Annotated in this window: 20 protein-coding genes; 8 read left to right on the forward strand and 12 right to left on the reverse strand. The window is 61.6% G+C overall.

The window, feature by feature from the left end; genetic code table 11:
- Positions 1-20: 20 nt before the first annotated feature.
- On the reverse strand, positions 21-500 hold the full coding sequence (locus NE357_RS27415; RefSeq protein WP_003229203.1) for an RNA pyrophosphohydrolase: 480 nt from the start codon (positions 498-500) through the stop codon (positions 21-23).
- Positions 501-643: 143 nt separating this feature from the next.
- Here NE357_RS27415 and NE357_RS27420 point away from each other — a divergent pair, with 143 nt between their 5' ends.
- Positions 644-1300 carry a histidinol-phosphatase gene (locus NE357_RS27420; protein WP_169432343.1) on the forward strand — a complete coding sequence of 219 codons (657 nt, stop codon included), beginning with the start codon at positions 644-646 and terminating at the stop codon, positions 1298-1300.
- Positions 1301-1322: 22 nt separating this feature from the next.
- Here NE357_RS27420 and NE357_RS27425 read toward each other — a convergent pair whose 3' ends face one another.
- Together NE357_RS27425 and ilvA are read right to left on the reverse strand one after the other, a co-directional pair.
- Positions 1323-1748: a DUF2269 domain-containing protein gene (locus NE357_RS27425; RefSeq protein ID WP_169432344.1), complete on the reverse strand. Its 426-nt coding sequence runs from the start codon at positions 1746-1748 to the stop codon at positions 1323-1325.
- Positions 1749-1787: 39 nt separating this feature from the next.
- Entirely contained in the window at positions 1788-3302 is a 1515-nt protein-coding gene (gene ilvA / locus NE357_RS27430; protein ID WP_169432345.1) for a threonine ammonia-lyase, biosynthetic, read from the reverse strand.
- Between the two features lie 148 nt (positions 3303-3450).
- Between ilvA and rpiA the strand changes: the two genes are divergently transcribed.
- On the forward strand, positions 3451-4125 hold the full coding sequence (gene rpiA, locus NE357_RS27435) for a ribose-5-phosphate isomerase RpiA (protein WP_169432346.1): 675 nt from the start codon (positions 3451-3453) through the stop codon (positions 4123-4125).
- A 54-nt stretch (positions 4126-4179) separates the two neighbouring features.
- Here the strand turns inward: rpiA and NE357_RS27440 are convergent, their stop codons facing one another.
- From NE357_RS27440 to NE357_RS27455, 4 genes are all read right to left on the reverse strand, one after another.
- The gene (locus NE357_RS27440) at positions 4180-5097 is read right to left on the reverse strand and encodes an SdiA-regulated domain-containing protein (protein ID WP_169432347.1); all 918 of its coding nucleotides are present in this window, start codon (positions 5095-5097) and stop codon (positions 4180-4182) included.
- Between the two features lie 106 nt (positions 5098-5203).
- Positions 5204-6127, reverse strand: coding sequence for an SdiA-regulated domain-containing protein (locus NE357_RS27445; RefSeq protein WP_169432348.1), 924 nt, complete (start codon positions 6125-6127; stop codon positions 5204-5206).
- A gap of 197 nt (positions 6128-6324) precedes the next feature.
- Positions 6325-6990: a fumarylacetoacetate hydrolase family protein gene (locus NE357_RS27450; RefSeq protein ID WP_169432349.1), complete on the reverse strand. Its 666-nt coding sequence runs from the start codon at positions 6988-6990 to the stop codon at positions 6325-6327.
- A gap of 40 nt (positions 6991-7030) precedes the next feature.
- Positions 7031-8425, reverse strand: a complete 1395-nt coding sequence (locus tag NE357_RS27455; RefSeq protein ID WP_169432350.1) for an FAD-binding oxidoreductase — start codon at positions 8423-8425, stop codon at positions 7031-7033.
- Positions 8426-8629: 204 nt separating this feature from the next.
- On the opposite strand from NE357_RS27455, the gene serA reads away from it, so the two are divergent.
- Entirely contained in the window at positions 8630-9859 is a 1230-nt protein-coding gene (gene serA / locus NE357_RS27460) for a phosphoglycerate dehydrogenase (protein ID WP_169432351.1), read from the forward strand.
- A gap of 64 nt (positions 9860-9923) precedes the next feature.
- Here the strand turns inward: serA and NE357_RS27465 are convergent, their stop codons facing one another.
- Positions 9924-10349 (reverse strand): DUF4399 domain-containing protein, encoded by a 426-nt coding sequence (locus NE357_RS27465; protein WP_169432352.1) that lies wholly within the window; start codon positions 10347-10349, stop codon positions 9924-9926.
- Between the two features lie 134 nt (positions 10350-10483).
- Between NE357_RS27465 and NE357_RS27470 the strand changes: the two genes are divergently transcribed.
- Positions 10484-11062: a transporter substrate-binding domain-containing protein gene (locus tag NE357_RS27470; protein WP_169432353.1), complete on the forward strand. Its 579-nt coding sequence runs from the start codon at positions 10484-10486 to the stop codon at positions 11060-11062.
- Between the two features lie 11 nt (positions 11063-11073).
- On the opposite strand, the gene NE357_RS27475 is transcribed toward NE357_RS27470, so the two are convergent.
- Positions 11074-11559 carry a DUF523 domain-containing protein gene (locus NE357_RS27475; protein WP_169432354.1) on the reverse strand — a complete coding sequence of 162 codons (486 nt, stop codon included), beginning with the start codon at positions 11557-11559 and terminating at the stop codon, positions 11074-11076.
- Between the two features lies 1 nt (position 11560).
- Positions 11561-12193, reverse strand: coding sequence for a 2OG-Fe(II) oxygenase (locus NE357_RS27480; RefSeq protein ID WP_169432355.1), 633 nt, complete (start codon positions 12191-12193; stop codon positions 11561-11563).
- Positions 12194-12301: 108 nt separating this feature from the next.
- On the opposite strand from NE357_RS27480, the gene NE357_RS27485 reads away from it, so the two are divergent.
- On the forward strand, positions 12302-13054 hold the full coding sequence (locus NE357_RS27485; protein WP_169432356.1) for a DUF2059 domain-containing protein: 753 nt from the start codon (positions 12302-12304) through the stop codon (positions 13052-13054).
- A gap of 122 nt (positions 13055-13176) precedes the next feature.
- On the opposite strand, the gene NE357_RS27490 is transcribed toward NE357_RS27485, so the two are convergent.
- Positions 13177-14127 carry an alpha/beta hydrolase gene (locus NE357_RS27490; protein WP_169432357.1) on the reverse strand — a complete coding sequence of 317 codons (951 nt, stop codon included), beginning with the start codon at positions 14125-14127 and terminating at the stop codon, positions 13177-13179.
- A gap of 97 nt (positions 14128-14224) precedes the next feature.
- Between NE357_RS27490 and NE357_RS27495 the strand changes: the two genes are divergently transcribed.
- Together NE357_RS27495 and NE357_RS27500 are read left to right on the forward strand one after the other, a co-directional pair.
- Entirely contained in the window at positions 14225-14803 is a 579-nt protein-coding gene (locus NE357_RS27495; RefSeq protein WP_169432358.1) for a DUF6436 domain-containing protein, read from the forward strand.
- A 103-nt stretch (positions 14804-14906) separates the two neighbouring features.
- Positions 14907-17318 (forward strand): penicillin acylase family protein, encoded by a 2412-nt coding sequence (locus tag NE357_RS27500; RefSeq protein ID WP_169432359.1) that lies wholly within the window; start codon positions 14907-14909, stop codon positions 17316-17318.
- 238 nt (positions 17319-17556) lie between these two features.
- Here NE357_RS27500 and NE357_RS27505 read toward each other — a convergent pair whose 3' ends face one another.
- Entirely contained in the window at positions 17557-18522 is a 966-nt protein-coding gene (locus NE357_RS27505) for a GlxA family transcriptional regulator (protein ID WP_169432360.1), read from the reverse strand.
- Between the two features lie 191 nt (positions 18523-18713).
- On the opposite strand from NE357_RS27505, the gene NE357_RS27510 reads away from it, so the two are divergent.
- A complete protein-coding gene (locus NE357_RS27510; RefSeq protein WP_169432361.1) occupies positions 18714-19355 on the forward strand; it encodes an HD domain-containing protein in 642 nt (213 codons plus the stop codon).
- Positions 19356-19411 lie beyond the last annotated feature (56 nt).

Raw genomic sequence — 19411 nt, forward strand, 5'->3', positions numbered from 1 at the left:
CTCGGGGTCGAACTCCGTCGTCAGTCGCGCGCTAAAAGGCGCGGGGCAAGCTCTTTGAGAGCGCGGCGATACACTTCGCGCTTGAATGTCACCACCTGGCCCAACGGATACCAATAGCTGACCCAGCGCCAGCCATCGAACTCCGGTTTACCGGTCAAATCCATCCGCACCCGCTGCTCGTTGGAGATCAGGCGCAGGAGAAACCACTTCTGCTTCTGGCCGATGCACAGCGGTTGGCTGTGGGTTCGCACCAGACGTTGCGGCAAACGATAGCGCAACCAGCCCCGGGTACAGGCGAGAATTTCAACATCTTCGCGTTCCAGGCCCACTTCTTCGTTCAGCTCGCGGTACAAGGCGTCTTCCGGCGTCTCCTCGGGATTGATTCCCCCTTGTGGAAACTGCCAGGCATCTTGATTGATACGGCGAGCCCATAGCACCTGGCCGGCGTCATTCGTCAGAATGATCCCGACATTAGGACGGAAACCATCGGGGTCGATCACGGCAACAACCTCGCAAACGCATGTCGCCGCATTGTTCCACAAAGCTTGTGAAGGCGGCAACGAAGGTTCCGAGCTTATGTGCACTCTTGTGAAAAGACCGTATTCTTGTGGCCTTTTTACTGACTTTTCAGCGGGTAACTGCAATGCGCCTGGCTTTATTCGATTTGGACAACACCCTTCTGGGCGGCGACAGCGATCACGCCTGGGGCGACTATCTGTGTGAACGCGGCTTCCTCGACCCGATCGCCTACAAAGCGCGCAACGACGAGTTCTACCAGGATTACCTGGCGGGCAAACTGGATAACGCGGCGTACCTGAACTTCTGCCTGGAAATCCTCGGCCGCACCGACATGGCCGTGCTCGAGCAATGGCACAGCGATTACATGCGCGACTGCATCGAGCCGATCGTTCTGCCGAAGGCGCTTGAGCTGCTGCAACAGCACCGCGATGCCGGCGACAAACTGGTGATCATCACCGCCACCAACCGCTTCGTCACCGCACCGATTGCCGTGCGCCTGGGCGTTGAAACCCTGATCGCCACCGAGTGCGAGATGCAGGATGGCCGCTACACCGGCCGCAGCACCGACGTGCCGTGCTTTCGCGAAGGCAAGGTGACGCGCCTGAACCGCTGGCTGGAAGAAACCGGGCATTCGCTGGAAGACAGCTACTTCTACAGCGACTCGATGAATGATCTGCCGCTGCTGGAGCAGGTGATGAATCCGGTGGCCGTTGATCCGGACCCGAACCTGCGGGCCGAAGCCGAGAAGCGTGGCTGGTCGGTCATCTCGCTGCGCGATTGATGCCGAGACCGGGCGCCGGGCCTCAAACCGGTTTGGCGCCCATCAATCCGGCAATCGCGACAAAGCAGACAAAACTGAACAGCGCCAGGGCAAAGCTGAACCGACCGACGCCACCCGGCGTCTTGCGCAAGCGGTTCAAGCGCACCAGCAGCCAGAACCACGCCAGCGCCGCCACGGTGTACAGAACGCTGGAGGCCAGAATCCAGGTCTGCCCCAACGGCCAGCCCACCAGATGCACCATCCACCAGCCGGTAAACGGCATGCTCAGCAGCGCCAGCCCCATCAGCAGCCAGACAAACACCCGCGGCCGCTGCAACGTGCGGCTGCCCGCCGTCGCATCCCCCTTGCGCCGGGTCAGGAAAACCCAGACGCCCAGCCCCAACGCACTCGCCAGCAAAACCACGGTGGCGACCATATGCGCCGTTTTCAGGGCAGTTAATGTTTCCATTGTCGAATTTCCTTATGGCCTGCCCATCAGCGTAGCCGCTCAGCCAAGAAACAGCTGATAGGCCGGGTTGTCGCTTTCGTCCCAGTACGGGTAGCCGATTTGCGCCAGCGCTGCGGGAACCAGGTGACGCTCCTCGTGAGGCACTTGCAGACCGGCGACCACACGACCGTCCGCCGCGCCGTGGTTGCGGTAGTGGAACATCGAGATGTTCCAGCGCCCGCCGAGCTTGTTGAGGAAGTTGAACAGCGCCCCCGGACGCTCCGGGAACTCGAAGCGCAGCACCACTTCATCGACCACCTGCGCCGCGCGCCCGCCGACCATGTGGCGGATGTGCAGCTTGGCCAGTTCGTTGTCGGTCAGGTCGAGCACCGGGAAACCCTGTTCGGTCAGGCTCGCCAGCAGTGCACTGCGCGGGTCGTTGTCCGGGTGGGTCTGCACCCCGACGAAGATGTGCGCTTCGCTGCCATTGTTGTAGCGGTAGTTGAATTCGGTGATCTGGCGCTTGCCGATGGCTTCGCAGAAGGCCTTGAAGCTGCCGGCCTTCTCGGGGATGGTCACGGCGATGATCGCTTCACGGCCTTCACCCAACTCGGCGCGCTCGGCGACGTGGCGCAAACGATCGAAGTTGACGTTGGCCCCGGAGTCGATGGCGACGAAGGTCTTGCCGCTGACGCCGCGCTGCTCGACATACTTCTTGATCCCGGCCACGCCCAGTGCACCGGCAGGCTCGGTGATCGAACGGGTATCGTCGTAGATGTCCTTGATCGCCGCGCAGATTTCGTCGGTGCTGACGGTGATCACTTCATCGACGTAATCCTTGCAGATATCGAACGTGTGCTGGCCGATCTGCGCCACCGCCACGCCGTCGGCGAAAATGCCCACGGTCGGCAGCACGACGCGCTCGCCCGCCGCCATCGCCGCTTGCAGGCAATTGGAGTCGTCGGGCTCAACGCCGATGACCTTGATGTCCGGACGCAGGTATTTCACGTAGGCCGCGATACCGGCGATCAGGCCGCCGCCGCCCACCGGGACGAAAATCGCGTCCAGTGGCTGCGGGTGCTGGCGCAGGATTTCCATCGCCACGGTGCCCTGCCCGGCAATGGTGTGCGGATCGTCGTACGGGTGGATGTAGACGTAGCCTTTTTCATCGACCAGTTTCAGCGAATAGGCCAGGGCTTCCGGGAAAGAATCGCCGTGCAGCACCACTTTGCCGCCACGGGAACGCACGCCTTCGACCTTGATCTCCGGGGTGGTCTTGGGCATCACGATAGTCGCCTTCACGCCCAGCACTTTCGCCGCCAGGGCCAGACCCTGCGCATGGTTGCCCGCCGACGCGGTGACCACGCCGCGAGCGCGTTCTGCGTCGCTCAACTGGGTCAGCTTGTTGTAGGCGCCGCGAATCTTGAACGAGAACACCGGCTGCAAGTCTTCGCGCTTGAGCCAGATGTCGTTGCCCAGCCGCTCGGAGAGCTGGCGAGCGTTCTGCAGCGGGGTTTCTACGGCAACGTCATAAACGCGCGAGGTGAGGATCTTCTTGACGTACTGTTCGAGCATCGGAAAGCATCACTGAGCGGGTTGGGCAGGGCCAACGAGTCTAACCCGGCTTTCGGGCGCACGACCACACGAATCCAGAGGTTTTAGCCCGGCTTGAGGCTATAATGCCGGCCTTTCCGTTCTTACCTTGCCCGCTTCCGGAGCCCGCATGACCCAGGATCAACTCAAACAGGCCGTGGCCCAGGCCGCCGTCGACTTCATCCTTCCGAAACTCGACGACAAGAGCATCGTCGGGGTCGGCACCGGCTCCACCGCCAACTGTTTCATTGACGCCCTGGCCCAGCACAAGGGCGCGTTCGATGGCGCCGTCGCCAGTTCCGAAGCCACCGCTGCGCGCCTCAAGGGCCACGGCATTCCGGTTTATGAGCTGAACACGGTCAGCGACCTGGAGTTCTACATCGACGGCGCCGACGAAAGCGACGCGCACCTGAACCTGATCAAGGGCGGCGGCGCAGCCCTGACCCGCGAGAAGATCGTCGCGGCCGTGGCCAAGACCTTCATCTGCATCGCCGACGGCAGCAAACTGGTGCCGGTGCTCGGCGCGTTCCCGCTGCCGGTGGAAGTGATCCCGATGGCCCGCAGCCACGTGGCCCGCCAACTGGTGAAACTGGGCGGCGACCCGGTCTACCGCGAAGGCGTGCTGACCGACAACGGCAACATCATCCTCGACGTGCACAACCTGCAGATCACCAACCCGGTGGAGCTGGAAGCACAGATCAACGCGATCGTCGGCGTGGTCACCAACGGCTTGTTCGCGGCGCGCCCGGCGGATCTGCTGTTGCTGGGTACCAGCGAAGGCGTGAAAACCCTGAAGGCCGAGTAAGCCTGAAGATCCTGTGGGAGCCTACCCGCTCCCACAGGGGTTCAAAGAAGAATGTCAGTTCTGCGCAGGCTTTCTGAAGACATAAAACAGATTCGGCTCGCTCACCAGATACAACGCTCCGTCGTCATCCATCGCGATACCTTCCGCCTGCGGCACGGTTTTCTTCAGTCCTTGCCGGCCACCGCGCAACGACATCGTGCTCAACGGGCGCCCGTCCACATCCAGCTCCAGAATCAGCCGTGACTCGTCCGACAGTGCCAGCAGATGACCGCTGCGCTCGTCGTATTGCAGGCTCGACAGGTCTCGCACGAACATTCCGGCGTCACGCTTGGGGTTGTTGATCACATGCACTGCGTAAGACTTTTCCGGGTTGAAGTGGGGAAAACCGTGCACCTCGTAGATCAGCATCGGATCGCGCTCCTTGGCCACGAACAGACGCTTGCCCACTGAGTCGTAAGCCAGACCTTCGAAACCCTTGTTGCCGCTCATGTGCACGCCGAGCGTCATCTGCTCGGCGTCCGCCGCATCGAGGAACGTGGTGTCGTGCTCCAGATGAATCTTGATCAGACGCTGCTGGCGCTCGTCGGTGATCACGTAAGTGTCGGCACTGATGAACTCGACCGCCTCCGCATCGCCGAAACCGATCAGCGCGATACGGCGCAGTATCCGCCCCTCAAGCGACAGCTCGATCAGCTCGGCATTCTTGTTGGTGACGGTGAACAGGCTCTTGCGCACCGGATCGTAGGTCAGCGCGGAGACGTCATCGTTCAGCCCCTCGATGACCCGAGCCTCGATGCCCACTCGATACTGATCCAGATTGATCGCTTCAATGCTGTGGGGCTGCCAGTGACTTTGCAGGTTGAACCAGGCGCGCTCGAACAGACGCAGGTATTGGCCGATCGCAATCAATACGATCAGGGCAATCACCGAAAGGATGATCAGAAGAGGCTTGGGACGGGCAAGTCGACGCATGCGGGTTGTGCTCGGGATCAAAACAGGCGGATGAAATATCACGCCTGTCTGAATCGAAGCTTAAAGGCCACTTGCCCCGCACGACAACCTTGCGGCGGCAGACCGGTTATTTCTGCTTTTCGAAGCGATAGAACAGGTTCGGCTCACTGACCATGTACAGCGTGCCCTGCTCGTCCATGGTCACGCCTTCGGCGCGGGGAATGGTTTTCTTCAGGCCGTTGAACCCGCCGAGCAGGGTCATGAAGCTGACTTGTTCGCCCTTCTCGTCCAGCTCCAGCAGCAGGTGTGAATCAGCGGACAGCACCAGGGTATGGCCGGTACGCGGATCGACCGCCAGCGCCGAGAGGTTGCGGATGTCCAGCTCGTCGTTCGCCAGCTTCTGCTTGTCGCCGGATAGGGTCTGGCTGCCGTCGCTCTTCCAGATGAACAACGCCGGTGGACGCTCTTCGCCCAGCAACAACTGGTGATTGCGCGGGTCCCAGGCAATCGCTTCGAAGGCCTTGTTCTGGTCCTTTGACGGGCCGAGGTCGTATTTCGGGAAATCGTCGCGCTTCAATTCGCGGGTCGCGGCGTCGACCTTGACGATGGACAGAATGTGCTCGCGCTCATCGACGATAGCCAGCAGGCCGTTGCCCAGTACGGTCACGCCTTCCGGGTTGCTCCAGCCCACCAGCGGCATCTTGCGCAACACGTCGCCCTGCAAGGTCAGCTCAACCAGGAACGGGTTCTTGCCCATCACCGAAAACAGGGTCTTGCTCTGCGAGTCGTAGGAGACGTCCGAGGCCTCGTCCTTTTCCATGCCCGGCAGCAGCTTGGCATCAATCACCACGCGATAGTCGGGCAGCCAGATACTCGCCGTGCGTTCGGCCGGCGATTCGAAGCGCTCGCGCACCCACAGCAGGCCCCGGTCATCCCAATGCATGGCATGCGCCAGACCGTAAGCGGCAGCGACCACCAGCAACAGCCAGTAATACCAGCGCAGGGCGAAACGTGAACGACGGGCAGGGGTGAGCGGAGTTTGAGATGACATCAGAGGACGCGTTCCGAAAATTCAGGCTATGGGTAATAGCACAAGGAGGCCGGCTCAGACGCCAGGATGACCGGAATTATCCGGACAAAATGTGAAAAAAACGGCAAATGGCGGGATTGCCTTATGCCTTTGAGAGCCGCAACACAAAACAACTGTGGGAGCGAGCCTGCTCCCACAGTTTTTTCCAAGTGTTGCAGTCAGCGCACGCTGCTGGTGAATCGGCTTGCGCCCGGCAGTTCCAGCACAATGTCATCGCCGACGTTCAGCGGCCCCACGCCCACTGGCGTGCCGGTCAGGATCACATCACCGGCCTGCAGCGAGAAGCAGCCGGCCATGTGCTGGATCATCGGTACGATCGGGTTGAGCATCGCGCTGCTGTTGCCGTCCTGGCGCACTTCGCCATTGATGGTCAGGCGGATGCCGATGTCGGTCAGGTCAGGGAATGTGCTGCCAACCACGAACGGTGCAATGACCGCCGCGCCGTCGAACGACTTGGCGATTTCCCACGGCAGGCCCTTGGACTTGAGTTCGGCCTGCTTGTCGCGCAGGGTCAGGTCCAGTGCCGGAGCAAAACCGGAGATGGCGTCCAGCACTTCTTCACGACTCGGTTTGGTCGACAGGGGCTTGCCGATCAATACAGCGATTTCCGCTTCGTAATGCACGGAGCCACGCTCGGTGGGAATGCTGAAACCGCCTTCCAGCGGCACCACGCAACTGCCCGGCTTGATGAACAGCAGCGGCTCGGTAGGGACCGGGTTGTCCAGTTCCTTGGCGTGTTCGGCGTAGTTACGGCCGATGCACACCACTTTCCCCAGCGGAAAATGAATCCGCGTACCGTCGACATACTGGTGCTGATAGCTCATTACCGACTCCTGCCTTCATTGATTCATCAGGGATTGCCAATCAAACCGCGAAAATCTTGCCCGGGTTCATGATGCCGTTCGGGTCGAACACCGCCTTGACCGCTTTCATGTATTCGATTTCCACCGGCGAGCGGCTGTAGGTCAAGTAGTCGCGCTTGGTCATGCCCACGCCGTGTTCGGCAGAAATCGAACCGTTGTACTTCTCGACGGTTTCGAACACCCACTTGTTGACGGTGGCGCACTTGGCAAAAAACTCGTCCTTGCTCAGGTTGTCCGGTTTGAGGATGTTCAGGTGCAGGTTGCCGTCGCCGATGTGACCGAACCAGACGATTTCGAAGTCCGGATAGTGTTCGCCGACGATCGCGTCGATTTCCCGCAGGAATGCCGGAACTTTCGAGACGGTCACCGAGATATCGTTCTTGTACGGCGTCCAGTGGGAGATGGTTTCGGAGATGTACTCGCGCAACTTCCACAGGTTCTGCAACTGGGTTTCGCTCTGGCTCATCACGCCGTCCAGTACCCAGCCCTGTTCCACGCAATGCTCGAAGGTTTCCAGGGCGCTGTTGGCCACTTCTTCGGTGGTCGCCTCGAATTCCAGCAAGGCGTAGAACGGGCAATCGGTCTCGAACGGGGCCGGGACATCGCCACGGCCCATGACCTTGGCCAGGGCGTTGTCGGAGAAGAATTCGAACGCGGTCAGGTCGAGTTTGCCCTGAAAGGCGTGCAGCACCGGCATGATCGAATCGAAATCGGCGGTGCCGAGGACCATTGCGGTCAGGTTTTTCGGCGCACGATCCAGGCGCATGGTGGCTTCGACCACGAAACCGAGGGTGCCTTCGGCGCCGATGAACAGCTGTCGCAGGTCATAACCGGTGGCGTTCTTGATCAGGTCTTTGTTGAGCTCCAGCACATCGCCCTTGCCCGTCACCACTTTCATGCCTGCGACCCAATTGCGGGTCATGCCGTAGCGAATGACCTTGATCCCGCCGGCATTGGTGCCGATATTGCCGCCAATCTGACTCGAACCAGCCGAAGCGAAGTCGACCGGGTAGTACAGGTCATGTTCTTCGGCAGCATTCTGCAGTTGCTCGGTGACCACGCCCGGCTGGCACACAGCGGTACGGTCGGTGAGGTTGATGTCGAGAATCTGGTTCATGTAGTCGAACGACACCACCACTTCGCCATTGGCGGCCACGGCCGCGGCGGAAAGCCCGGTGCGCCCGCCCGACGGCACCAGCGCCACTTTATGTTCGTTGGCCCAGCGGACGACGGCCTGCACCTGTTCGATGGTCTTGGGGAACACGATGGCGCTGGGCGCCGGGGCGAAGTGTTTGGTCCAGTCCTTGCCGTAAGCGTTCAGGGAGTCGGCATCGGTCAGGACCTTGCCAGGCTCGACCAGGGTCTTCAGTTCATCAATCAGGACAGGATTGGTCATCGACGGAACTCTCGAACAATTCATGGTCATCCTGAGAACGCTTCACGTCGCAGGAATGAGTGTTTAGCGGGGCGGCTATGCTAGCATACCGACCCCGCAGGCCAGTGCCCAAGGCCGGTTCTGCGGTGACGGCTTTCTTGTCGTCCAGGTCAATGTCTGTTGACCATTTCCTGCCATTTTTCTCCGGGATACAGGTTTACGCAGATGAGCAAGACTTCTCTCGATAAGAGCAAGATCAAGTTCCTTCTTCTCGAAGGCGTCCACCAATCGGCTGTCGACGTCCTCAAGGCGGCGGGCTACACCAGCATCGAATACCTGACTGGCTCCCTGCCGGAAGACCAGCTCAAGGAAAAGATCGCTGACGCTCACTTCATCGGCATTCGCTCGCGCACCCAACTGACCGAAGAAATCTTCGATCACGCGAAGAAGCTGGTGGCAGTCGGCTGTTTCTGCATCGGCACCAACCAGGTCGACCTGAGTGCCGCCCGCGAGCGCGGCATCGCCGTGTTCAACGCGCCGTACTCCAACACCCGCTCCGTGGCCGAGCTGGTGCTGGCCGAAGCGATCCTGCTGCTGCGCGGCATCCCTGAGAAAAACGCTTCCTGCCACCGTGGCGGCTGGATCAAGTCCGCAGCCAACTCCTTCGAGATCCGTGGCAAGAAACTGGGCATCGTCGGCTATGGCTCGATCGGTACTCAGCTGTCGGTCCTGGCCGAAGGTCTGGGCATGCAGGTGTTCTTCTACGACACCGTGACCAAGCTGCCCCTGGGCAACGCGACCCAGGTCGGCAACCTGCACGAGCTGCTGGGCATGTCCGACATCGTCACCCTGCACGTCCCGGAAACCGCTGCGACCCAGTGGATGATCGGCGAGAAGGAAATCCGCGCCATCAAGAAGGGCGGCATCCTGATCAACGCTGCACGCGGCACCGTGGTCGAGCTGGATCACCTGGCCGCTGCGATCAAGGACAAGCACCTGATCGGCGCCGCCATCGACGTGTTCCCGGTCGAGCCGCGCTCCAACGATGAAGAATTCGAAAGCCCGCTGCGTGGCCTGGACAACGTGATCCTGACCCCGCACATCGGCGGTTCCACCGCTGAAGCGCAGGCCAACATCGGTCTGGAAGTGGCAGAGAAACTGGTCAAGTACAGCGACAACGGTACGTCGGTATCGTCCGTGAACTTCCCGGAAGTGGCCCTGCCGGCTCACCCTGGCAAGCACCGCCTGCTGCACATCCACGAGAACATCCCGGGTGTGATGAGCGAGATCAACAAGGTCTTCGCCGAAAACGGCATCAACATCTCCGGTCAGTTCCTGCAGACCAACGAGAAGGTCGGTTACGTGGTGATCGACGTCGACGCCGAGTACTCGGAGCTGGCGCAAGAGAAGCTGCAACACGTCAACGGCACCATCCGTAGCCGCGTGCTGTTCTGATCCGGCGCTGAGCGACAAAAAAAGGGAGCCCCTCGGGGCTCCCTTTTTCATGCACGCGAAGACGTCATTTGACGTTGACGGTGATTTTCTTCGACACGATCGGCGGATCGAAGGCCATGTGGCCGCTGTCACCCAGCTCCAGTTGCAAGGTGTGCTTGCCCGGTGCGAGTTTGATCTCGGCCTGGGTCTGCGCCTTGCCGAAGTGCATGTGGTTGGCGTCGGTCGGCACGACGGAACCGGCCGGCACGATTTCCTTGGCATCGATCAGCAGATGGTGATGACCAGTATTCTTGGTGACGTCACCGGCCGGTGCCAGCGCGATGTCCTTTACACCGAACTTGACCGTGAAGGTCTGCGGAACCGTGGCTCCGTCCTCGGGAGAAACGATGAACACTTCGGCGCCCTTCGGTGCCGGTGTGGCCGCACTGGCCAGTACCGAAACACCCATCAGCACACCGGCCAACGCTGCACGTGACATAAAGCTTTTCATTTTCTTCTCCAGTTTTTCCGTAAAATCGGCACGGTCATGACAACTTCATGACCATTCGTTGTCGAAGGCACTCGACAACCATAGCAAAGCGAGCCTGGAAAACAGGCCGCGACAATGATTTCAAAGGAGTGACCATGCGTTTACTGCCTGGCCTGATCTGCCTGCTACCCCTTCTGAGCCCTCTGGCTCACGCCGAACTGATTGATGACGTCAACGACCGTGGCGAGTTGCGCATAGCCCTGGAGGCTAATACACCGCCCTTCAATTTCAAGGATGGTGACACACTCACGGGGTTCGAGGTCGAGCTTGGGCAACTGCTGGCCAACGAGCTGGATGTACGCGCCGACTTCATCGTCACGGACGAAGCCGATCTGCTCCAGGGCGTTGAAAGCGGCAAGTACGACGTCGCGCTCAACCACATAGCACTGACCCCGGAACTCAAGGATCGTTTCGACGTGAGCCAGCCTTACACGCAGGTCAATGCACAATTGCTGGCGAAAAAGGACGAGCAGCCTCGGCCGCTGGTGCTGGTGCAGGCGCTGACGGAAGAAAAGCCGAAGGTCGGCCCGCCGGTGGATCTGGCGATTCCGTTTCAGAAGGGCAACCCGGCGTTTCACGCGAGTCTGGAGAATGCCTTGCAGCGGATCAAGGCGGATGGGCGGTTGGAGGCGTTGTCGAAGAAGTGGTTGAGTGTGCCGGCTGCGGAAAACTGAAGTGATCGTGACTAGTCGAGCAAGCTGAGGGCCTGTGCGGCTTCGGGCAGTTCCAGTTCGCTGAAGACCTGCACGCCATGACGCTTGAGCAACGCGGCGGTGACGCCCTCACCGCTGACCTTCACCCCACTGAACGTCCCGTCATAGGTCAGCAGATTGCCGCACGAAGGGCTGTTGGCCTTGAGCACCGCCACCCGAATCCCGTGCTTTTGCACCAACGCCAGCGCCTGCCGCGCACCGTCGAGAAACTGCGCACTGACGACTTCGCCCTCGGTGGTGATCACCGAGGCGAGCCCGTCCAGCACTTCGCTGCCCTGCCCGCCCGGAATTTCTGCCGCTGCCCGTGGCGTCGGCAAACCACCGGCGACTTCCGGGCAAAGCGGCACTACCCGGCCTTCGCTGATCCACTGTTCCAGCAGATCGAACGGCCCGCTGGCCCCACCGTCGTAACGCACGCGATGGCCCAGCAGGCAGCGACTGACCAGAATCCTGTGCATCTCAGAACGGCTCGTTGCCACGGCGGCGGAACCAGCCTGTCAGCGACAGCCGCTCACGGTTGGCTGGCAACACTTCGTGAGGGACTTCGCCGGAGAGAAACACCACCAGACAACCGCCCGTTGGTTGCACGTCATGGACGCGATCATTCTCCAGATACATGCGCAACTGCCCGCCGTCTTCCGGCAGCCAGCCGTCATTGAGGTAGATCACCGCCGAGACCATGCGCCGATCATCATCGCGAAAGCGATCGACATGCTTGCGATAGAACGCACCCGGCGGGTACAGGGCGAAATGGCATTCGAAGTCTTCCAGACCCAGGAACAGTCCCCGATTGAGCGCCTCGCGCAGGCTGTCCATCAGGTTCAGATAACGGTCGCTGGCCTCGGCCTGACCAGGATCGATCCATTGGATATGGTCGCCGCGAATGCCCTCGCGGACCTCCGAAAACGGCCCGCGTCCGACGCCCGCCGGTGCCAGTTCACCTTCGGCCTCACGTTTACGGCACTCGGCGGCCAGCGCGCGGGTCAGATCCGCAGGCAGGAATATGTTCTGCTGCGACCAGCCACGCTCGGCCAGGTCGTCGACGATACGTAACAGCAGCGGGTGTTCAGAGGATATTTGCATGGCGCGCATAGTATGCCTGCGGCAAGAATTCCGACAGAGCCACGCGGCGGCTTGATACGAATTCTCGACAAGTACTGGCACCGCACGGAGAATAGTCCGCTGCCGACAGGAGTCCCTATGCGCCGTTTGCTTTTTTCACTGTTGATGTTCTGCGTTTTGCCCGCCTGGGCGGACGGCCACGACCAGTTGTACAAGGTCGCCGGCTGGCCAGAACAACGCGCGCATTTCAACGACGCCCTGAGTGCCGCGCAGCAGCGTTACCAGAGCAGCCTGCCGCCGGCGGTGTTTCAGGCGCTGGTGAACAACAGCAATCAGCGCTTCGCGCCCCAGGCCGTGGACCGGCGCGCCGAAGCGCAACTGCGCAAGAACCTCGCCGATCCGCAGCCGGCCCTGTCGTTCTTTCAGTCACCGCTGGGCAAGAAGATCGTCGCCGCCGAACTGTTGGCGACCCGTCGCGATCAATTGGCGAAAAACGCCAAGGGCCTGCCGAAGATGCCGGCCAGCGACAGTCGCCTGCTGATCATCGGCCACCTCGCCCAGGCCCTGCCCGCCCGTGAAGCCGGTGCCGAAGTCAGCCTGGCGATTGCCGGCGTGGCGGCGGACAGTTTGAGCTCGATGATTCCCGGCCTGCTCGGTGGCGGTCAGGCCCAGGGCATGTTGAACGGTCAACGTCAGCGCCTGATGGATCAGATCGGCGCCGACCTGAACAACACGCTGCTGTACGTCTATCGCGACCTGTCGGATGAAGAGCTGGAAGAGTTCGCGACCTTTGCCGAATCCACCGAAGGCAAGGCCTACTATCAGGCCGCGCTGGCAGCGATCCGCGCCGGGCTGGCCGTGGGGCAAAGCACCTCGAACCTCAGCCAGTAATCTTTACGGCCTGACAGACCGCCTTCGCGAGCAAGCCCGCTCCCACATTCGACCGAGTTGATGCTGGATGAATACGGTTAAATGTGGGAGCGGGCTTGCTCGCGAAAGGGCCATCAGGATCACTAGGGGTTGCGGCCCTTGATCCGCTTGCTCAAGAACTCGAAATACTCCTCGCGCATTTCCGCCGTCTCATTGGCCAGGTGATGCCGCGCCTCGGCCAGCAACAGAATCTGCGGCCGGTCGAATTTCCACTTCAATACTTGCAGGTTGTGCTGCCAGTCCACGGTCATGTCTGCCTGGCCCTGAACGATCAGCGGCCGACGCGGGCTCTTCTTCGCGTATTCCACCCGTTTGATCCAGCGCGACAACGCCCCGACCCACGCGGTCGGCAAGCGTTTCGGCTGCAACGGATCGGCCTGCAGGAACGGCAGGAAGTCCGGGTCGTTGGAGTTCTCGCTGAAACGCCGGGCGATGCCCCGGACGAAGGGGCGCAACAGGTAATAACTGAACTGCGACCAACCCCAGGCACGCGGACGCACCAACGGCGCCAACAGAATCAGCTGCCCCTGGGCCGGGCTGTTTTCACCATGATTGAGCACGTGATCGACAATGATCGCCCCACCGGTGCTTTGCCCGCACAAGTGCCACGGCTGCGGCAACGCAATCGAGCGCGCCTCGGCGAACAGGCCTTGCAGCGCATCCTGATATTCCGAGAAATCGCGGATGCTCGCACGCGGCCCGCTCGACAGGCCATGCCCCGGCAAATCGCAGGCAATCACCGCAAAACCCTGATCCAGCGCCCATTCGATCACATGCCGGTAAAGACCGGTGTGGTCATAAAACCCGTGCACCAGAAACAGCGTGGCCCTGGCCGTTTGCGCCGGCCACCAGCAATGGCTTACGAGCTCATAGCCATCGATGTCGAACCGGCCCATGCCGCGCCAGACATCGCGCTCCGGAAAGTCGGTCTTGTAGAACCGCTGATACGCCTTCGCCTCCTCGGACAACGGCTGCCACTCGGCCAGAGGCTTGAGGCTCGCACGCAGATGATCGGGATCGAAGGCAGCAGACATGGGCAATTCCAATACGTTAAACGGACTTTATCGGCCTGCGATATTCATCTGTAGGAGCAAGCATGGCAAGCTAGCGCGCTCTTGAGGATCCAAAGCCATGCGTTCGCCCTACCGCACCGCACTGTTTGCCAGCCTGCTCGCCATCGTGTGTGCCGGCGTGCTGTGGGCCGCGTACGACTGGTTTCAGGGCCGCTATCTGCGGGCCTTCAGCGAACATACCGCGGTGTTTTCCGGCGATCCGCTGCGTCTGCCCGACGACCTCGCCGGCCCCGGCAATATCCGTCTGGTGCACTTCTGGGACCCGGCCTGCCCGTGCAACGTCGGCAATCAGCAGCACCTGACCGAGATGGTCGAACAGTTCGGCCCCAAGGGCGTGGAGTTCTTTGCGGTGCAGAAGGCCGGCAGCCACGGCCAGTTGCCCGCCACCCTCAGCAACCTCAAGACCATCGCGGTGCTGCCCGGCTCCGAACAGATTCCCGCGAGCCCGGCCGTGGCGATCTGGGATCGCAGCGGCCGACTGGCGTACTTCGGCCCCTACAGCGAAGGCCTGACGTGCAACTCCAGCAACAGCTTTATCGAACCGATCCTGCAAGCGTTGAGTGATGATCGTCCGGTCAATGCGACCCATACGCTGGCGGTCGGTTGCTACTGTCCGTGGCCGACGCAGACGAAGTAAGGCATTCCGGACATTTCAAGGACGGCGATGCGCAGCACACGAGGCGTGTGCTAATTGTTTGCAGCCCGCACGGGCGGCAACCCCGAATGCACAAGGAGTCACCATGAAACGCGTCTTCACCGTTCTTGCCTTGCTCATCGTTGCACTGCTCGCCGCCGGCGGCTGGTACATATACAGCAAGCAACCGACGCGTCAGGGCCAGGTGGAGTTGCGCAACCTGCAAGGCTCGGTGACCGTGCGTTACGACGAACGCGGCGTGCCGCACATCCGTGCCGAAAACGAAACCGACCTCTATCGCGCACTCGGTTATGTGCACGCCCAGGACCGACTGTTCCAGATGGAATCCATGCGCCGTCTGGCCCGGGGCGAACTGGCCGAAGTGCTCGGACCGAAACTGCTCGACACCGACAAACTGTTTCGCAGCCTGCGCATTCGTGAACGCGCCGCCAGTTACGTGGCCGGCCTCGACAAACAGTCACCGGCGTGGAAGGCCCTGCAAGCCTATCTGGACGGCATCAATCAATATCAGGACTCGCACGCCGCCCCGGTCGAGTTCGACGTGCTGGGCATCCCCAAGCGGCCGTTCACCGCCGAAGACAGCATCAGTGTCGCCGGCTACATGGCCTACAGCTTTGCCGCCGCGTTTCGCACCGAACCGCTGCTGACCTATGTGCGCGATCAACTGGGGGCCGATTACCTCAATGTGTTTGATCTCGACTGGCAACCCAAGGGTGCGCTCGCCAAGGGCCACGCCAGCACCACACCGCCACTGGCTGCCGAAGACTGGAAGGATTTGAACGCCCTAGCCCGCCTCAGTGAACAAGCGCTGATCGACAACGGCCTGCCGCAGTTCGAAGGCAGCAACGCCTGGGTGATCGCCGGCAGTCGCAGCAAGGGCGGCAAGGCATTGTTGGCCGGTGACCCGCACATCCGTTTTTCGGTGCCGTCGGTGTGGTACGAAGCGCAGTTGTCGGCGCCGGGTTTTGAGCTTTACGGTCATCATCAGGCGCTGGTGCCGTTTGCGTTTCTGGGGCACAACCTGGATTTCGGCTGGAGCCTGACCATGTTCCAGAACGATGACCTGGACCTGATCGCCGAGAAGGTCAATCCGGACAATCCGAATCAGGTCTGGTACCACGGCCAGTGGACCGACATGGTCAGCACCGAGCAGCAGATCGCCGTGAAAGGCCAGGCGCCAGTGACCCTCACCCTGCGCCGGTCGCCCCACGGGCCGATCGTCAACGATGCCCTCGGTACAGCCGCCGGAAAAACCCCGATTGCCATGTGGTGGGCGTTCCTCGAAACGCCGAACCCGATCCTTGAAGGTTTCTACCAGCTCAACCGCGCCGACACCCTGGCCAAGGCCCGCGCCGCAGCGGCCAAGGTGCAGGCACCGGGATTGAACATCGTCTACGCCAATGCCAAGGGCGATATCGCCTGGTGGGCTTCGGCGCTGCTGCCCAAGCGACCGGCCGGGGTCAAACCCGAGTTCATCCTCGATGGCAGCGGCAATCAGGCGGACAAGGACGGCTACTTCCCATTCAGTGCCAACCCGCAGGAGGAGAACCCGACGCGGGGGTATATCGTCTCGGCCAACTTCCAGCCCGTGTCGCCGACCGGCATGGAGATTCCCGGTTACTACAACCTCGCCGACCGTGGCCAGCAACTCAACCGCCAGCTCGCCGACAAGAACGTGAAGTGGGACAACGACGCCAACCAGAAGCTGCAACTGGGCACCACCACCGGTTATGGCCCGCGCGTGCTGGCGCCGTTGCTGTCGGTGTTGCGTGAAGTGGTGACCGACTCGGCGCAGCTGAAACTGGTCGAGCAACTGGCGCAGTGGCAAGGCGACTATCCGCTGGACTCGGTCAGTGCGACGGTGTTCAACCAGTTCCTCTACGACCTGGCCGACGCGGCGATGCGCGATGAGCTGGGCAACGACATGTTCGAGACCCTGCTGTCGACCCGCGTGCTCGATGCAGCGTTGCCGCGACTGGCAGCCAACGCCGACTCACCGTGGTGGGACAACCGCAACACCCCAGGCAAAGAGACCCGTGCCGACACCGTGCGCACCGCGTGGCAGGCGAGCATGGCGCACCTGAAGCAGACCCTCGGCGACGATGCTTCCGGCTGGCAATGGGGCAAGGCCCACACCCTGACCCATGGTCATCCGCTGGGCCAGCAGAAACCGCTGGATCGCATTTTCAACGTCGGTCCGTTCGCCGCACCGGGCTCCCATGAAGTGCCGAACAACCTCTCGGCGAAGATCGGCCCAGCGCCATGGCCGGTGACCTACGGCCCGTCGACGCGGCGGCTGGTGGACTTCGCAGATCCCGCTCACAGCCTGACCATCAACCCGGTCGGCCAGAGCGGCGTGCCGTTCGACAGCCACTATGACGATCAGGCGGAAGCGTATGTGGACGGGATGTATGTGCAGGCGCACTTCAGTGAGGAAGAGGTGACGGCGAATACGCGCAGTACCTTGAAACTCTTGCCCAAACGTACAGAGCCTTAAAAGCCGCCCTCACCCCAGCCCTCCCGAAACGTCGGACCGCCCGGAGGGAGAGGGAGCCGACCGAGGTGTCTTGCGTCATACGTCGACCTGAAAGATCGGAGTCGATTATGGATTCACAGCAGATCGTTCAGGTCGGCGTATCTCTCCAACATCCCCCAATCGGCCCCCTCTCCCTCCGGGCGGTCCGACGTTTCGGGAGGGCTGGGGTGAGGGGTGGCGATCCAAAGCCGATCACCGCTCAAACCATCGCCGCAAAATTCAGCCGAAACTGCTGCGGTGTCACCCCCAGCCGGCGGTTGAACACGCTGCGCATATGTTGCGCATCGCGAAACCCGCATTGATACGCGACGGTCTTCAGCGGCGCCGTGGTGCTTTCGAGCATCACTCGCGCCGCATCCACTCGCGCCCGTTCGACGAATTCCGCCGGGGTGACTTTCGCTTCGCGAGCAAACACCCGGGAGAAATTCCGCGCACTCATATTCGCCGCCTTCGCCAGGTCGGCGATGGTCAGGTCGCCGGTGAGATTGGCCAGCACATACAGCTGCACCATCGCCACCGCCGACGTCGGCTCTGCATGAGGCGTTAGGAACGGGCTGAACTGCGACTGCCCGCCCGAGCGCTGGGTGAACACCACCAGCCGCTTGGCCACGCTCAGCGCCACCTCGGCCCCGTAATCACGCGCCAGCAGGTACAACGACAGATCGATCCCCGCCGTCACCCCCGCCGAGGTGTAGAGCTGGCCATCCTCGACGTACAGCCGATCAGCCTCGACCCGGCTCGACGGGCACAGCTGCGCCAGCGCCTCGGCGTCATTCCAGTGAGTGGTGACCGTGCGCCCCTCCAGCAACCCGGCACGGGCGAGCATGAACGCACCGTTGCAGATCGAGCCGAACCGCCGCGCCCGTCCACAGGCTTCGCGCAACCAGGCATCAAAGGTCACGCCGAAATCCAGAAACGGCAACTGCGGCCCGCCCGCCACCAGCAGCAAGTCATAAGCCTGCGACGCTTCGCTGAAATGCCGATGCGCACTCAGGGTCAGCCCGTTGGAACACGGCATCGGCCCGCGCTCGACGCCGATCACTTCGAGCCGGTAATGATCCTCCGGCGCCAGGAAGCGGTTGGCCTCGGCGAACACGTCCATCGGCCCGCTGACGTCCAGCGCCTGCACGCCGGGGAACACCACGATGGCGATGGTTTTGTTCATGGCAATGAAGGCTCCGGGGGAATGGCGGATCAGCGCCAACCCTAGCCAATCCGCGCAGCAGAAGCGAGCTGGCACGATTTGCCGGTGCAATGGCAAGGATCGCAGCCATGGATCGATTGTCCGGTTTTACCTCCGGGAACAGACTTTCCCCCATCAGCGCCGTGACGGCGTTTTCGACGAGGAAGCTCAACATGACCACGACCATCGCCGGTATCCGGATCCCCGACAGCGCCCTTGCCCGGGCCACCACCGAGTACATTCGCGACATCGAATCCGACCTGCTTTACCACCACTCGCGCCGTGTGTTTCTGTTCGGCGCCTTGAGCGGCGAGCGCCGTCAACTGGCCTACGATCCGGAGCTGCTGTACGTCGGCGCGATGTTCCACGATCTGGGTCTGGTCGAGGGTCACCGCAGCGATGACGAGCGTTTCGAAGTCGATGGCGCCAACGCCGCCGCGGCGTTTCTCAAACCTTACGGGCTGAGCGATGACGACATCGAACAGGTCTGGCTGTCGATCGCCCTGCACACCACGCCGGGCGTACCGAAGCATCTGCGTCCGACCGTGGCGCTGGTGACGGCGGGTGTCGAGATGGATGTGCTGGGCATGGACTACGCGGCGTTCACCACGGTGCAGCGTGAGGCGGTGGTGCATGCGCATCCACGGGGCGAAGGCTTCAAGGAGTGCATCATCTGCGCGTTCGCCGATGGCTTGCGCCATCGTCCGCAGACCACGTTCGGCAATGTGAAAACCGATGTGCTGAGAGATCAGGTGCCGGGGTTCAAGCCGATGAACTTCGTCGAAGTGATTCGCCAGTCGCCCTGGGTTTCCTGACCGGCATAAAAAAACCTCGCGACCGTGACCGGTCGCGAGGTTTTTTGTATCCGCAG

Source organism: Pseudomonas sp. G7(2022), assembly GCF_052660475.1.